This is a genomic window from Paraburkholderia sp. A1BS-2L, from assembly GCF_051125205.1.
Taxonomy (GTDB): Bacteria; Pseudomonadota; Gammaproteobacteria; order Burkholderiales; family Burkholderiaceae; genus Paraburkholderia.
This window is the reverse complement of record NZ_CP120430.1, coordinates 116,175-131,248: the sequence shown is the minus strand read 5'-3', so window position 1 is coordinate 131,248 and position 15,074 is coordinate 116,175. Positions and strand designations below refer to the sequence as shown.

Annotated in this window: 13 protein-coding genes; 10 read left to right on the top strand and 3 right to left on the bottom strand. The window is 67.5% G+C overall.

What is annotated here, in order from left to right; all coding sequences use genetic code 11:
* Positions 1–39 precede the first annotated feature (39 nt).
* The 5 genes from P5W98_RS25135 to P5W98_RS25115 all read left to right on the top strand — a co-directional run bounded on the left by P5W98_RS25135 (position 40) and on the right by P5W98_RS25115 (position 6,683).
* Positions 40–1,737 (top strand): hypothetical protein, encoded by a 1,698-nt coding sequence (locus tag P5W98_RS25135; protein ID WP_421027482.1) that lies wholly within the window; start codon positions 40–42, stop codon positions 1,735–1,737.
* Entirely contained in the window at positions 1,734–2,534 is an 801-nt protein-coding gene (locus P5W98_RS25130; protein WP_421027481.1) for an electron transfer flavoprotein subunit beta/FixA family protein, read from the top strand. Before P5W98_RS25135 ends, P5W98_RS25130 begins: the two co-directional genes overlap by 4 nt.
* Positions 2,531–3,490 carry an electron transfer flavoprotein subunit alpha/FixB family protein gene (locus P5W98_RS25125; RefSeq protein WP_421027480.1) on the top strand — a complete coding sequence of 320 codons (960 nt, stop codon included), beginning with the start codon at positions 2,531–2,533 and terminating at the stop codon, positions 3,488–3,490. The genes P5W98_RS25130 and P5W98_RS25125 overlap by 4 nt, the downstream gene beginning before the upstream one ends.
* 244 nt (positions 3,491–3,734) lie before the next feature.
* Positions 3,735–4,379 (top strand): two-component system response regulator NarL, encoded by a 645-nt coding sequence (gene narL / locus P5W98_RS25120; protein ID WP_213307637.1) that lies wholly within the window; start codon positions 3,735–3,737, stop codon positions 4,377–4,379.
* Between the two features lie 210 nt (positions 4,380–4,589).
* Entirely contained in the window at positions 4,590–6,683 is a 2,094-nt protein-coding gene (locus tag P5W98_RS25115) for a sigma-54-dependent Fis family transcriptional regulator (protein WP_421027479.1), read from the top strand.
* Positions 6,684–6,734: 51 nt separating this feature from the next.
* Here P5W98_RS25115 and P5W98_RS25110 read toward each other — a convergent pair whose 3' ends face one another.
* Genes P5W98_RS25110 through P5W98_RS25100 form a run of 3 tightly spaced genes read right to left on the bottom strand, consistent with a single transcriptional unit; the run spans position 6,735 to position 9,325 of the window.
* Complete coding sequence (locus P5W98_RS25110; RefSeq protein ID WP_421027478.1) at positions 6,735–7,310, bottom strand: HAD-IA family hydrolase; 576 nt, start codon at positions 7,308–7,310, stop codon at positions 6,735–6,737.
* A 37-nt stretch (positions 7,311–7,347) separates the two neighbouring features.
* Positions 7,348–8,220 (bottom strand): phosphoribulokinase, encoded by an 873-nt coding sequence (locus P5W98_RS25105; RefSeq protein ID WP_421027477.1) that lies wholly within the window; start codon positions 8,218–8,220, stop codon positions 7,348–7,350.
* A gap of 10 nt (positions 8,221–8,230) precedes the next feature.
* Complete coding sequence (locus tag P5W98_RS25100) at positions 8,231–9,325, bottom strand: fructose-1,6-bisphosphatase (RefSeq protein WP_421027476.1); 1,095 nt, start codon at positions 9,323–9,325, stop codon at positions 8,231–8,233.
* Positions 9,326–9,566: 241 nt separating this feature from the next.
* Here P5W98_RS25100 and P5W98_RS25095 point away from each other — a divergent pair, with 241 nt between their 5' ends.
* The 5 genes from P5W98_RS25095 to mch all read left to right on the top strand — a co-directional run bounded on the left by P5W98_RS25095 (position 9,567) and on the right by mch (position 15,074).
* Entirely contained in the window at positions 9,567–10,532 is a 966-nt protein-coding gene (locus tag P5W98_RS25095) for a LysR family transcriptional regulator (protein WP_421027475.1), read from the top strand.
* A 204-nt stretch (positions 10,533–10,736) separates the two neighbouring features.
* Entirely contained in the window at positions 10,737–11,786 is a 1,050-nt protein-coding gene (locus P5W98_RS25090) for a beta-ribofuranosylaminobenzene 5'-phosphate synthase family protein (RefSeq protein WP_421027474.1), read from the top strand.
* 37 nt (positions 11,787–11,823) lie between these two features.
* On the top strand, positions 11,824–12,741 hold the full coding sequence (locus P5W98_RS25085) for an NAD(P)-dependent methylenetetrahydromethanopterin dehydrogenase (protein ID WP_421027473.1): 918 nt from the start codon (positions 11,824–11,826) through the stop codon (positions 12,739–12,741).
* A gap of 82 nt (positions 12,742–12,823) precedes the next feature.
* Positions 12,824–14,035 (top strand): ATP-grasp domain-containing protein, encoded by a 1,212-nt coding sequence (locus P5W98_RS25080; RefSeq protein WP_421027472.1) that lies wholly within the window; start codon positions 12,824–12,826, stop codon positions 14,033–14,035.
* On the top strand, positions 14,010–15,074 hold the full coding sequence (mch, locus tag P5W98_RS25075) for a methenyltetrahydromethanopterin cyclohydrolase (protein ID WP_421027471.1): 1,065 nt from the start codon (positions 14,010–14,012) through the stop codon (positions 15,072–15,074). The genes P5W98_RS25080 and mch overlap by 26 nt, the downstream gene beginning before the upstream one ends.

Genomic DNA, 15,074 nt, shown 5'->3' with positions numbered 1-15,074 from the left:
AACCGAGCCCTGACTGAGCCCCGGCAAGGACTGCCCGAGATGACGCCCAGCTCCGCCACTCCGCAAGACCGCGCGCACGCGATGCACGGCAGGCACGCGCGGCACGGCACGCGCGAGATGCACGACACGCACGAACAGCGCGCGATGCCCGCAATGCCCGCAATGCCCGCAATGCCCGCAATGCCCGAGAAACGCGCGCGGCAGCGGCGAGCGCGCACGCCGACGATGCGCCGGCACTGGCGCGAGCTGGTCGAGCTCGCGCTGGCCGCCGACGACATCTACGCGGCCGCCGCGCTCTACCCGCACGCGGACGACGCGGACCGCGGGCGCCTCGGCGCGCGGCTCTTCGGGGCGCGGCGCGACTGCCTCGCCCTCGCGGCCTGCGCGTTCGCGCACGGCGCGGTGCTCGCCGAACTCGCGCGGCTCGCGGCGGCGAACCACGACGAGACGCTGAAAATGCGCCTCGCGAGAAACCCCGCCACGCCCGGCGACGCACTCGCGCTTTTCGTCGACGAACACGAAGCGCCGGCCCAGCGTCTCGCCTGCCTGCTCGCACGGCACGCGAAAGCGCCCCACGCGCTGCTTGCCATGCTCGCCGCGCAAAGCGAGGACATCGAGGTGCTGCGCGCGCTCTGCGAGAACGTCGGCGTGCCCTCGGAACTGCTGACGCTCGTCGAGCAGCGCGGCATCGCCGTGCTGCAGCGCCTGCTCGCGATCCATCTCGCGACCGATCCGCAAACGCTGCTGCAGCTCTGGCGGAGCACGCATACCGGCGCGGTACGCGCCCAGGTGCTGCGCCATCCGTGCTGCCCCGATGCGCTGCTTCACACACTGCCCTCATCGCCGGCCGAGCGGCGCAGCCTCGCGCTCCAGACTCGCACGCCCGCCGCGATCCTCGCGCAGCTCGCCCGCGACGAAGACCCCGGTGTGCGCCGCGCCGCCGCGCTCAATGCGAACACGTCCGCCGGCGCGCTGATCGGCCTGTGCTTCGATGCGCAAGCCATCGTGCGCCGCGTGGTGGCCACACGCCGCGACCTGCCGCTCAAGGTCGTCGAGTGGCTGATCGCAAACGACGATCCCTGGGTGCGCCGCACGCTCGCGCGCAATCCGGCCTGCCCGGCCGAGTGGCTCGAGCGCCTCGTGAACGACAGCGAAGCGGAAGTGCGCCGCGCGGTGGCGCGCCACCCGGACTGCCCCGCGCGCCTCGTCGCGCAGCTTGCCGCCGACCCGGTGGCATGGGTCCGCGCGGGCGTCGCGCTGCGCGAGGACTTGCCGGGCGCGCTGCTGCGGCGCCTCGCCGCCGACGAAGACGTCGACGTGCTCTCCGGCATCGCACGCCATCCCGCGACCCCGCAGGCGCAGCTCGCACGGCTCGCCGCCCACCCGGTGGCGGACGTGCGCCGCGGCGTGATCCTGAATCGCGAGGCCTCGCGGCGCGTGCTGCTGCAGCTGCGCCACGAACCCTACCCGCTGCACCGCGTGCTGGTGTTCGAACATCCGAACCTCACGGACGCCGACCGCTGGCGCATGCGGTTCGACCCCGACCGCGAGGTCCGGGCGCGCCTGTTCGGCCATTTCGGGCGCGCGCTCGGCCCGCTCGCGTCTACCGCTGCCGCGCCGCAGCCCGCTGCCGTTTCCCCCCATCCGCTGGATGACGATGCAATGCAGTACGAGCAACACGAAAGCGACGTGCAACACGATTCGCCCTGTCCGACGAACACCATGGAGTCAAGATGAAGATACTAGTCACAATCAAGCAGGTCGCTTCGCTCGATGAAGACTTCGAGCTGAACGACGACGGCCGCGACGTCAGCGCCGATTTTCACGTCTTCGACCTGAACGAGTGGGACCACTACGCACTGGAAGAAGCGATGCGCCTGAAGGAAGGCGCGAACGGCGACATCGAAATCGTGGTGGCCACGGTCGGCCCCGATAGCGCCGACGAAGAATTGCGCAAGTGCCTCGCAAAAGGCGCCGACCGCGCGGTGCGCATCTGGAGCGACGAGCTCGAAGACGCCGACCCGGTCGCCATCGCCCGGGTGCTGGCCGCGCTCGCACGCAAGGAAGCGCCGGACATGATCTTCGCGGGCGTGCAGGCTTCCGATCACGCCTATGGCGTCACCGGCATGGCGCTCGCGGGCCTGATCGACTGGCCGCACGCGGCGGTCGTGGCGGGGCTCGACTACGCGCCCGGCGCGAAAACGGCCACCGCGCGCCGCGAGCTGGAAGGCGGCGCGTACGCCACCGTCGAGGTGCAGTGCCCCGCCGTGCTGACCATCCAGCTCGGCATCAACACGCCGCGCTACGCCTCGCTGCGCGGCATCAAGCAGGCCGCGCAACGGCCCATCGAAACGCTCACGCCGGACGAACTCGGCCTCGCCGCCAGTGAAACCGGCGCGGCGGGATCGCTCTCGCGGATCCGGCGCGTCTACGTGCCGGCCACGGGCCGCGCGCAAATGATCGAAGGCACGCCCGCCGAGCAGGCAGCGCGCCTGGCGGGTCTGATCAAGGAATTCAGGGGAGAAGCGAAATGAGCGGCATTCTGGTTCTGGTGGAACACCGTCAAGGGCAACTGCGCCCGGTCAGTCTCGAAGTGCTCGGCGCGGCCGTGCAGGCGAAGGAAGCGAGCGGCGAAACCGTCACGGTCGCCGTGCTGGGCGCGCAGCCCGACGTCTACGTGGAAAGCCTCAAGCTCGCGGGCGTCGACGAGATCGTCACCGTGCAGACGAGCAGCGACGCCTTCGATCCGGAAATCTACGAAAACGTTGCGCGCGCAATTATCGAGGCGCGTAAGCCCTCGCTCGTGCTGCTCCCGCATACGATCGACACGCTAGGCTACGCGGCCCCGCTCGCGGCCAAGGGCAACTACGGATTCACGACCGACGCGTTCGGGCTCGCGCGCGACGGCTCGGACTGGCTCGCGACGCGCTCGGGCTATGGGCAGAAGGTCAACATGGAGATCGAGTTTCCGGGCAAGGAAACGGCGCTCGTGACCCTGCGCCCCGGCGCCTTCAAAGCGCCCGACGCCGCCGGCATGCCCAGCGTGAGCACGTTCGCGGCGCCGGCGCTCGCGCCGCGCAGCACGCACCTGGCGTTCGAGGAACCGGCCGCGAGCGGCGACGTCGACATTCCGGGCGCGGAATTCATCCTCTCGGTCGGCCGTGGCATCGGCGAGGAAACGCACGTCGAGCAATTCCGCGAGCTCGCGGAGACCGTGGGCGCCACGCTCGGCTGCTCGCGCCCGATCGCCGACTCGGGCTGGCTGCCCAAAGCGCACCAGGTGGGCCAATCCGGCAAGACCGCGGCGGCCTGCAAGATGTACATCGCGATGGGCATCTCGGGCTCGGTGCAGCACATGGCCGGCATGAAGCACGTGGACAACATCATTGCCGTGAACACCGATCCCGAAGCCTCGATCTTCACAATCGCACGCTACGGCATCGTGGGCGACATTTTCGACATCGCTGAGGAATTACGCAGTCACTTTTAGGCGTTTCTGAGTAGTGCGGGGTAGTGAGAAGAGATTTGGGCCGGTTCGCCATGACCGGCCCGTTTTTTTTCTTGCTGGTGAATATTGTCCATCGGGATTCCACCCGTAGACTTGATCCTCTAATCAAGAAAAAATCCGGTTGCTGCGCCGCTATGCCTGTGCAATGACGCGAGCAGCGTAGCAAGAGCGGATCACGCCGTTCCAGTAGAGACAGGCAGTCTGGTTAACGCGCCAAGGAAACGCCATGCCCCCCCATTCCGTTTTGCTTATCGACGACCATGCCCTCTTTCGCAAAGGCGTCGCGCAGCTCATCCAGATGAATCCGCTGTTCTCGATCGCAGGCGAAGCCGCCTCGGGCCGCGAAGGCGTAGAGATGGCCGCGCGCCTGAAGCCCGAGATCGTGCTGATCGACCTGAACATGCCGGAAGTCAGCGGCATCGAGACCCTTCAATTGATGCGTGATGCCGGCGTGAACGCGCGCTTCATCATGCTGACCGTCTCGGATCACGAACGCGACGTGGTCGCCGCGCTGCGTGCGGGCGCTCATGGCTATCTGCTCAAGGACATGGACCCCGAGGACCTCTGTGTCACGTTGCAGAAAGCATTGGCGGGCGCAGCCGTGCTCAGCGACGCGGTCACGGGCAGTCTCGTGCAGGCCCTCTCGGGCGGCCAGCGCATGGCGCCCGCGCAATCGGACCTCACCGCGCGCGAAGTCGAGGTACTCGACTACCTCGTCGAGGGCATGTGCAACAAGGTCATTGCGCGCAAACTCGGCATCAGCGTGGGTACCGTGAAGGTCCATGTGAAGCACGTGCTGCGCAAGCTCGACCTGCATTCGCGGCTCGAAGCCGTGGTGTGGCGCCACGAGCAGGGCTCGCGCGAACGCTGAAGCGGCAGCAGGCTCAGTCGCCCGACGAACTCCGGATCGGCCCGGCGATATGCCCCCTACCCACAAGGGGGTAGCCCCATAAGGCGAATTGTCACCGGAAATTTGAGTGCAAATAATTGGACCCAAGCTGGCAGCAGCGCCGCCATTCACGAGCGTTGCGCCAGCCGATGTGCCCACTATTGGCAGTCGGAGCCTCCGGAGACACGTGTCATGCAGTCAACCCAATATGCCGAGGAATGTATTGAGCGGCCGGCCCGCGCGAGCGGCGTCGACGGCGTATTGCGCCAGCGGCTCGGACATTACGAGCCGAGCGCTGCCATCGTGCGCTCATGGACGCGCTGCCTGAACGACTACGGGCTCGACCCCGACGCGTGCCGCCCGCCGCCCGTGCTCACGAGCGCCGAACTCGCGCAGCGCCGCGAGCGCCTCGCCGATCTGATCGGCTGCGCGAAGCTCGAGATGACAACGCTCTACCAGCAACTGGGCGACGCCGACCTCGCGGTCGTGCTGAGCGACGCGGACGGCGTGATCCTGCATCTGGTGTCCTCGGCGAGCTTCGCGGAGCAAGTGGAAGACTGGGGCTTTTGCGTGGGCGCGGTCTGGAGCGAGCGCGAAGCGGGCACCAACGGCATGGGCACCTGCCTGGCCGAAGGCGAAGCGCTCGCCGTACGCCAGCACGAGCATTTTTTCTCCCGCTATGCCGCCCTCACCTGCTCGGCCGCGCCGGTATTCGACGAGCGCGGCGCGCTCGCAGGCGTGCTCGACGTGACGAGCCGCTCCCAGTTGCAGCAACAACATTCACTCGTGCTCGTGGGCATGTCGCGGCAAATGATCGAAAACCGTCTACTCGATGCGCGCCACACCCAGGCGCATATGGTGCACTTTCATAGCCGCCCGGAATTCGTGAATACGCTGCATGCCGGCAAACTCACGATCGACGGGAGTGGCCTCGTGCTCGCCGCGAACCGCAGCGCGCTGTTCCAGCTTGGCTTCGGCACGCTGGCCGAGATTGCCGGCAAGCGCATCACCGACCTCTTTAGCGCCACACTCGCCGACCTCGTCGCGCGCAGTGTGCAGAGCTCGTTTCACCCCGTTGCGGTGTATCGCGCCCATGCGCCGAATCGCTTCTTCGCCGTCGCGCAAGCACCGCTCAAGCAAACCGCGGCGAGCATGGGCCGCACCATGGCGCAGCCCGTCGCCGCGCAAGATGCCCAAAAAACGCACGAGGGCGAAACGGCCACGCCGCGCCGCGCCACTGCGCGCCACCCCGGACGGGCATCGTGTGGCCCGCGTGTCGAGTTTGGCGACACGCATCTCGCGAGCCAGTTGCGCCTTGGCGAGCGCGTGTTCGATCGCGGCATCGCCGTGCTGGTGCGCGGCGAGACGGGCTCAGGCAAGGACGTCTTCGCCAACGCGCTGCATGCGGCCAGCGCACGCCGCGAGGGGCCGTTCGTCGCGATCAACTGCGCGTCGTTGCCCGAACACCTGATCGAAAGCGAATTGTTCGGCTATCGCGCGGGCGCGTTCACGGGCGCGCAGCGCGAGGGACGGCGCGGCAAGATTCTGCAGGCCAACGGCGGCACGCTCTTTCTCGACGAGATCGGCGACATGCCGCTCGCACTTCAGGCGCGGCTGCTGCGCGTGCTCGAAGAGCGCGAAGTGACGCCGCTTGGCTCGGAGTCCGCAATCAAGGTCGATTTCCAGCTCATCAGCGCGAGCCATCGCGACCTTGCTGCGCTTGTTGCGAACGGACAGTTTCGCGAAGACCTCTATTACCGGCTCAACGGTGTGGCAGTGAGCGTGCCGCCGCTGCGCGAGCGCGAAGACAAGCTCGAATTGATCCTTCATCTGCTCGAGCAGGATAACGAAGTCCCGCCGATGCTCGGCCGGGACGCCCGGCGGATCCTGCTTGCGAGCGCGTGGCCGGGCAACGTGCGCCAACTGCGCAATGTGCTGCGCACGGCCGCCGCGCTGTGCGACGGGCCTGAGCTGACCGCAGCGCATCTGCCCGCGGAGCTCGTGAGAGGGGCGGCGCTGCCCGCCATGCAGAGGGGCGATGCAAACGGTTATGCAAGCGGTTATGCGCCGCTTGCCATGGCATCGGACGGCGATGGGAACATCGATCAGAGCGACGACGGCGATGACGACTGCGAGCCACTCAATGCCATCTTGCAGGCGGAACGCGAGGCGCTGATGGGATTGCTGGATACGCATCGCTGGAATGTCAGCGAGGTCGCTAATGCGCTGGGTGTCACGCGCAACACGCTGTACCGGAAAATGCGGCGTGTTCGTATCAAGCGATGATGCGGCGTTCCCTTGTATTCGTCTCGGCATACAAGGAAACGCGACGAAAACTCAGATATACAACCCAGCCCAATCATCATGCCGATAGCCGGCCTGCACCACGCGCCTGGTGCGTTTGGGCTGCTGCGGACTCCCAATCAACTCCAGCAACTCGCCAAGCGAATCGATCACTCGCAGGCACGGCAAATCTGCCTCCTCGCCACCACCGGAGCGAGCCGCGCCCTCTGCATAGCTCACCCGGATCATCTGCATCCCGGCGGCCTGCGCGGCCAGCGCATCGTTCGTGGAATCCCCCACATAAAGCGCATGAGCAGGCTGCACCGCCAGCGCCTCGCAGGCATGCAACAGCGGCGCCGGATGAGGTTTGCGCTGCGTGACAGCGCCGCCGTCCACAACAATATCGAACCACGTCGACAAACCGAATTGCTGCAATACAGGCTCGACAGCATCCATCGCCTTGTCGGTCACGACGCCAAGCTTCAACCCCATCCGCCGCAGTCCCTCCAGCGCGACCTCGACATCGGGAAATAGCTCGGCGAAGAGGCCGCCGATGCGCTTGCCGTGCAAGGTGCTGGCAAGATCGAAAAGGACAGCGTCGATGGGCAGTTTGCGCGACATGACTTGCATGAAAGTATCTCCTGTTGTTAGGCGCGCCCTCGGGCTCTCAGGCCGCGCGTTGTTGCCGGTCGATCATCTTGAGGATCATCGGCGTAAAGATCAGTTGCATCGCGAGCCCCATCTTGCCGCCCGGCACGACGATCACGTTGGGCCGGCTCATGAACGAGTCCTGCAGCATCGTCAGCAGATAGGGAAAATCGATCCCCCGCGGATTGGCGAAGCGGATCACCACAAAGCTTTCGTCGGCGCTCGGAATATCGCGCGCCGTGAACGGATTGGACGTATCCACGGTCGGCACACGCTGAAAATTCACATGCGTGCGGCTGAACTGCGGACAGATGTAATGTGCGTAGTCGGGCATGCGGCGCAGGATGGTGTCCATCACCGCCTCCTGCGAGTAGCCGCGCAACGTCTTGTCGCGATGCAGCTTCTGGATCCACTCGAGATTGATGATGGGCACCACGCCCACCAGCAGGTCCGCGTGCTGCGCAACGTCGATGCCGTGGCCGACGAAGCCGCCATGCAGCCCCTCGTAAAAGAGCAGGTCAGTGTCCGGCTCGACGTCGCTCCACGCGGTGAACTTGCCCGGCTCCACGTCGTATTCCAGCGCCTCGGCCTCGTCGTGGATGTATTTACGCACGCGCCCCCGGCCGGTTGCGCCGTACTGTCTGAACAGATCCTCCAGCCGGTCCAGCACGTTCGCATCGGGACCGAAGTGGCTGAACTGCTTGCGCTGCTCCTCCGCCTCCTTCATCGCGATGTGCATACCCTCACGGTCGTGACGGTGGAACGCATCGCCCTCCACGATCTGCGCTTTGAGCTTCTCGCGCCGGAAAATGTGCTGAAAGCTGTTCATCACCGTGGTCGTGCCCGCGCCGCTCGAACCAGTGACCGCCACGATCGGATGTTTGATCGACATGATTGCTCGCTCAGGCGCAGGCTTCGGGCCGGAACAGCGAGCGCTCGTTAAAGAGCGGCGAATCGAACGGCCGGTCCACGCCGCGCTCGTACTCGCCGTAGTAGCGCTCTATCCGCGCGACTTCGCGCGTCGTTCCCAACACCACACCCGTGCGCGCGTCGAGTGCGCCGGGCCGCAGATCGAGCACACGCTCGCGGCCCGTGCTGGCCGCGCCGCCCGCCTGCTCGACCAGCCACGCGAGCGGCTGTGCCGCGTGCACCAGGTCCAGGCCACTTGCATCCTGCAGGTCGCGGGACTCGCGCGGCACAATGCTCACTCCGCCTCGCATCAGGATGCGATGCAGATCGGCGACCGCGCAGCCGCCATGGCGCAGGCTGAAGTCGCGCTCGCGCACGCCCACGCTGCCCGCCCGGCATTCGCGCACATAGCGCAGCACCGGCGGCTCCCAGGCGTGCTCGCGCGCGCCGTCGATCGAGACTTCGACGCCCTCGTCCGGCACGCGCATCGCGTGGTGCGTAAGCACGAACGTGTCACTCGCGCGATCGAGCGTGAAGCCATGAGTGCCGCGTCCGAGTGTCAGAACGAGCAGTGTCGAAGGACCGTAGAGCGCGTGCGCCGCCGCGCGCATGGCATCGCCGCCGCGCCGCCATGCGCTCTCGCGTGCGTCCTTGTCCATCTCATTGGCCACCGATCCGCACGCCGCCTCGCGCACCGAAAAAATGCTGCCCGCCACGCCGTTCTCCGCAATTTGGGCAGCCCCGTCGAGCGCCTCGAAAGTCAGCAGATAGCCGCAGCGTGCGGTTGCCGCCGTGGCCGCCGTCACCGCCGCGGCCCGGGCGCCGTTCGATCCCGCCGCTGAATAGCCCGCGACACACGCGCTGCGCTCGCACAGCGCCATCATCAATTCACGCGCGGCCGCCTGGATATCCGCGCCTGCGCCCGCACTGCCATCGAGCATGACCCTCTCGATCATCGCCGCGATGGCGCGCACCGCAAGCGCGATCTCGCCGATTACGCTGCGCAGGCGGTATGCGCCGGCTTCGTCGTGTTCGCCGTCCAGTGCGCGTGCAAGGAAGTCATCGAGCGTCATGTATCGGGATGGCATGGTCGCCTCATTGCAGGAGTTTGCTTCGCGCCACGCGAAATACGCGGCGCGCACGATTACAGCCAGACCGAGCAAGATGCCTGCCAGGTTCCGCGAGCCTCCCCGGAACACGGCTCAACGATAAAGCGCTGATCGAATCAGCGAAATTCAGATATTCTTAGTCATCCTATAAGGGATCCCTTACCTGTTCCCGCGCGCCCTTCGGCATTCCGTTCTGGCGCTTCTTCGCGTGGTCTCCGTCATGCTCAACTTCATTCGCACGCTCACGCTGCGCCAGTTGCAGATCTTTGCCGCCGCTGCGAAGCACGTGAGCTTCGTGCGCGCGGCGCAGGAGCTGCACCTCACGCAGCCGGCCGTCTCCATGCAGATCAAGCAGCTCGAAGAAGCCGTTGGCCTGCCGCTTTTCGAGCGCATCGCGCGCCGCATCGTGCTGACCGAAGCCGGCGCCACGCTCGCGCATCATGCGCAGCGAATCCTGGGCGAAGTGAAGGACGCCCAGGACGCGCTGCAGTCGCTCTCGCTCGCAGACAGCGGCGCGATCTCGGTGGGCCTCGTGAGCACCGCGCGCTATTTCGTGCCGCAACTGATCGCGCGCTACTGCGCCCAGTTTCCGAAGGTGGAAGTGCGCTTCACGATCGCCCCGCGCGAGCCGCTGTTGCGCATGCTGCAGGACAACGCCATCGATCTCGCGGTAATGGGCCGCCCGCCGCGCGATCTCGACGCCGTCGCCGAGCCGCTCGCCTATAACCCGCAGGTGATCGTCGCGGCGCGCGATCACGCGTTCGCGGCGGTGCAGCGCATCGACGTGCAGGAACTGCGTCACGAGACCTTCCTCATGCGCGAGCCGGGCTCGGGCACGCGCACGGTCGTCGAGCAAATGTTCAAGCATCACCTCTTCACGCCCGCGAAGGTCGTCACGCTCGACAGCAACGAGACCATCAAACAGGCCGTCATGGCGGGCATGGGCATCAGCCTGCTTTCGCTGCACACGCTGCGGCTCGAATTGCGCACGCGCGAAATCGCGCTGCTCGACGTGTGCGGCACACCGATCGACCGCGCCTGGCAAATCGTGCATCTGAACGCGCGGCAACTCTCGCCCACCTGTCAATCGTTTCGCCGCTTCGTACTGGAAAACACCGAGACGTATCTGGCCGGCGAATACGTGGATCTGCCCACTCACCCCGTGCGCATCCGCCAAGGCGAGTGACACACTGTCACCGATACGGCGCACGCGCGTGTTCGCGCAGCGTGCCGCTTCCCATGCCTGCGCGCGAGGGCGTGCTCGATACACGCGATCTGCGATAGGCGCTTGAGTCGATCCGCACACACACGCGGACCCGCACGCGGTCCGTATGGCACGCCGCTTGCATGAGTCGGCGGACCAGGCCGTCCGCTCACCGAGGAAGCGCTCATGACGCAATACGCCACGACGCAATACCCCACGAAAGCCGCGAGTGCCATCACCGTGAATGCACCCGGTCGACTGCATCTCGGCTTTCTCGATCCGGGCGCGTCGCTCGGCCGGCGCTTCGGCAGCCTCGGCCTCGTGATCGACGGCATCAGCACGACGCTCGAGATGCGGCTCGCCGGCAGCCACCACGCTGTCAATAGCAGCGAAAGCAACGACGATCATTACGCCGCCCCGCCCTACGCGAGCGAGGAGCTGCCGCGCCTGCGCGCGCATATGGAAACGCTCAAGCGCCTGAGCGGCCGGCGCGAGCCGCTCGATGTGCGCTTGCGTCACGTACTGCCCGTTCATGCGGGCCTCGGTTCCGGCACGCAGCTCGCGCTGTGCGCCGGTCATGCGTTCGCGCGGCTGCATCGGCTCGAACTCGACGCCACGCAGCTTGCGCTCGCACTCGCGCGCGGCGCGCGCTCGGGCGTAGGCGTGGCGGGTTTCGAGCAAGGCGGGCTGATACTCGACGGCGGCCCGCGCTCGGCGACGGAGCTGCCGCCGGTGCTGTCGCGCCTGCCGTTTCCCGACGAATGGCGCGTGCTGCTGGTGCTGGACGACGCGCACACCGGCTTGTCCGGCCCCGCCGAACGCAAGGCGATGGCCGCGTTGCCGCCGTTTCCGCAAGAGCTGGCCGCGCACGCCTGCCACCTCGCGCTGATGCAGATCCTGCCGGCCGCTGCGGAACACGACTTCGCGCCGTTCGCGCGCGGCGTGAGCGAATTGCAGGACCGCATCGGCCGCTATTTCGCGCCGTCGCAAGGCGGCATCTACACGAGCGCGGCCGTCGCGCGCGTGCTCGACTGGATCGGCGCGCGGCATCGCGCCGGCATCGGACAAAGCTCATGGGGGCCCACGGGTTTCGCGATCCTGGCCTCGCATGACGAGGCCGCCCACGCCGTGGCGGCGGCGCGCGAGGCCGGTGTGGTCGGTCCCACGCTGCGGCTCGAAATCGTCAAGGGGCGCAACGCCGGCGCGACCGTCATTCATGCGCCGGGCAATGCCTGACGCCCTCTTTCAACCTCTCTTGCACATCCGACAAACGATGGAACGTCCCTTCATTCTCCACATGTTCACGCCGACCCGGCAGATGAGCCCATTCGACGTGAACATGGCCGTCGATGCGGGATACCAGGTCGTCGTGCCCTACGCCGACGTCGGCATCGACAACGTTGCGGCCCTCACGCAGGACGCAATCTTTTCGCGCGGCCCCAAGGGCGTGGCGCGCACCGGTCTCTTCATCGGCGGACGCGACGTCGTGCTGGCCGCCGACATGCTCAAGCGCGCGCGCGAAGCAATGGTGCCGCCGTTCGAGGTCTCGGTATTCGCCGACCCGAGCGGCGCCTACACGACAGCGGCCGCGCTGGTCGCCAGCGTCGAGTGGCATCTGCGGCGCACGCACGGTGAGGCGCTCGAAGGCAAGCGCGTCGTCGTGCTGGGCGGCACGGGCCCCGTGGGCGTGATCGCGGGCGTGCTGGCCGCGCGCGCGGGCGCGCACGTCTCGATTGCCAGCAGTCGAGGTCTCGAAGCCGCACAGGCCGCGAGCGGCCGCATCAACGCGCGCTTCGACGTTCAGACGCGCGGCGCCGATGCCCAGCTGACCGAAGCGCTCGACACCACGCTCGCGCGCGCCGAGCTGGTGTTCGCAACCGCAGCGGCAGGCGTGCAGGTGATGAACACGCGCCAGGTCGATCAGGCCTCCCAACTACTCGTGGCCGCCGACGTGAATGCGGTGCCGCCAGCGGGCATCGACGGCGTGGGCGTCGCCGACGACGGCAAGCCGTTCGGGATGCACCGTGCGCTCGGCATTGGCGCGCTGGCGATCGGCAACGTCAAATACCAGGTGCAGCGGCGCCTGTTCGAACGCATGCTTGCGACCACCAGGCCGGTCTACCTCGGTTTCGAGGAGGCCTTCGCGCTCGCCCGCGAGGTCGTGGCCGAGGGTGAAGTTCAGGCAGCGTGAGCCCATCAAGAACCGCGATGCGCCACGCGAAGCCCAACCATTACCGCTGCTGCCGCCAATATCGCCGCAGCGAGGCGCGATCATGACGCGGCCCGCCATCGTCGTGGCCGGACTCTCCGCGCGGATGCTCGCGGAGTCCGCGCATCGCGCGGGCTGGCGCGTCATCGCGCTCGACCTGTTCGGCGACAGCGACACGCGAGGCGTCGCGCAGCGCTGGCATCCGGTCGGTCATGCCGCGGCGCTCGCGCTCGATCCGATGCGCACGCGCGCGGCGCTCGAGCGCGCGAGCTTCGAGCCCGGCGTGATGGGGTGGATCGCGGGCAGCGGCTTCGAGGCCTGCCCGGCCCTGCTGAGCGCGCCCGTCGCGGGGTTGCCGCTCATCGGCAACGCGGCGCCGGCCTATGACGCCATGCGTACGCCCACGCGTTTTTTTGCCATGTTGAGCGAGCACGGCATTGCCTTCCCCGAAACGCGGATGGAGCCCCCGCTCGACGCGCGCGACTGGTTACGCAAAGAAGCCTCGGGTACGGGTGGCCGGCATATTCGCTTTGTGGATCCGGTCGACGGTCCGGGCCATGACCTTGGCCATGACGTGCGCGACGGCATCTATTACCAGCGGTTTTGCGAAGGCCGCCCGATGTCGGCGCTCTTTCTCGCCGATGGACGCCGCGCGAGCGTGCTCGGCATCAACGAGCAGCTCGTCGCGCGGCATGGAGAGCATTCGTTCGCCTGGCGCGGCGCGATCGGACCCGTGCAGGTGGGCCCTCGCCTCGCGGACGCAGTGCGCCACGCCGTGCAGGCGATCGTCGCGGCGAGCGGGCTCGTCGGCCTCAACAGCCTCGATTTCCTGAGCGACGGCGAACGTTGCATCGTCCTCGAAGTCAACGCGCGCCCGTCGGCCACGATGGCGCTCTACGACTGCGATTCCCATACTCCGCTGCTCGCGCGTCACGTGCGGGCCTGCCGGGGCGAAGCCCTCACGGCCTTCGAAGCCGAACAGGAACCCGGTGCCAACACGCGCGCGCTGCCCGTGCGCGGCCAACTGGTCGTGTTCGCGCAAGACCACCATACCGTCACCCCCGCATTCGAAGATCAGGCGCGGCGGCTTGGCTGGTGTCACGACATTCCCGTCGCCGGCAGCGCGATTGCCGCCGGTACGCCGCTTTGCACCGTCTCGGCGACCTGCGCGCCGGGCACATCCGCGGATGCGGTGCGCGCGGCCCTCGCCGCCCGCGCCGCCGCCATCGAACCCTTGCTGAAGGTGTCCCATGAACGCTCATTCGCCTGTCGTTGATTCAGTTGAATCGGTTGAAGCGGCTGAATCAGTTGCGTCCGCAACTAGAGCCGCATCGCTCAGCGTCAACGCACTCGCGCAGCCCTTGCTCGCCGCGCTCCTTGAACGGCAGACCGAACTGGGCATCGCCGCGCGACGCGACCCGCGCGGCGTGCTGATCGTCGATGCCGGCATCGATGCGCCCGGCAGCGTGGCCGCTGGCGCCGGGATCGCCGAAATCTGCATGGGCGGGCTTGGCACCGTGCGCGTGCGCGCGAACGGCGGCGCCGGCGCGCGCGACGAATGGCCCACCGTGGTCGAGATTGCGAGCGCACAGCCCGTGCTCGCCTGCCTCGCGAGCCAGTACGCGGGCTGGAGCCTTGCCGCCTCGAAAGAGGAGACCGGCGCCAAGAAGTTCTTCGCGCTCGGCTCGGGACCGGCGCGCTCGCTCGCCTGCAAGGAGCCGCTTTACGAGGAACTCGGTTATCGCGACGTCGCGAAGCGCGGCTGCCTCGTGCTGGAGGTGGACCGCGCCCCGCCCGAAGTCGTCATCGACAAGATCCTGCGCGATTGCGCGCTGGAGCCGCACGAACTCACGCTGATCCTCACGCCCACCGCCAGCCGCGCAGGCACGACGCAAGTGGTCGCGCGCGCGCTCGAAGTGGCGCTGCACAAGGCCCACGTGCTGGGCTTCGCGCTCGGGGACATCGTCGAGGGCAGCGCAAGCGCACCGCTGCCGCCCCCCGCGCGCGAAGCGATCGAAGCGATGGGCCGCACCAACGACGCGATCCTTTACGGCGGACGCGTCCACCTGAGCGTCAACGGCAACGACGACGACGCGCGCGATCTCGCGCAGCGCCTGCCTTCGTCGGCCTCGCGCGACTTCGGCCGCTCGTTCGCCGAGATCTTCACCGAGTACGACTACGACTTCTACAAGATCGACCCGGCCCTCTTCGCGCCCGCCGAGGTCTGGGTCAGCAGTCTCGCGACGGGCCGCACCTGGCACGCGGGCGCGACACGCTTCGACCTGCTTCATCCGCTGTGGCTCGGCGAGGCATGA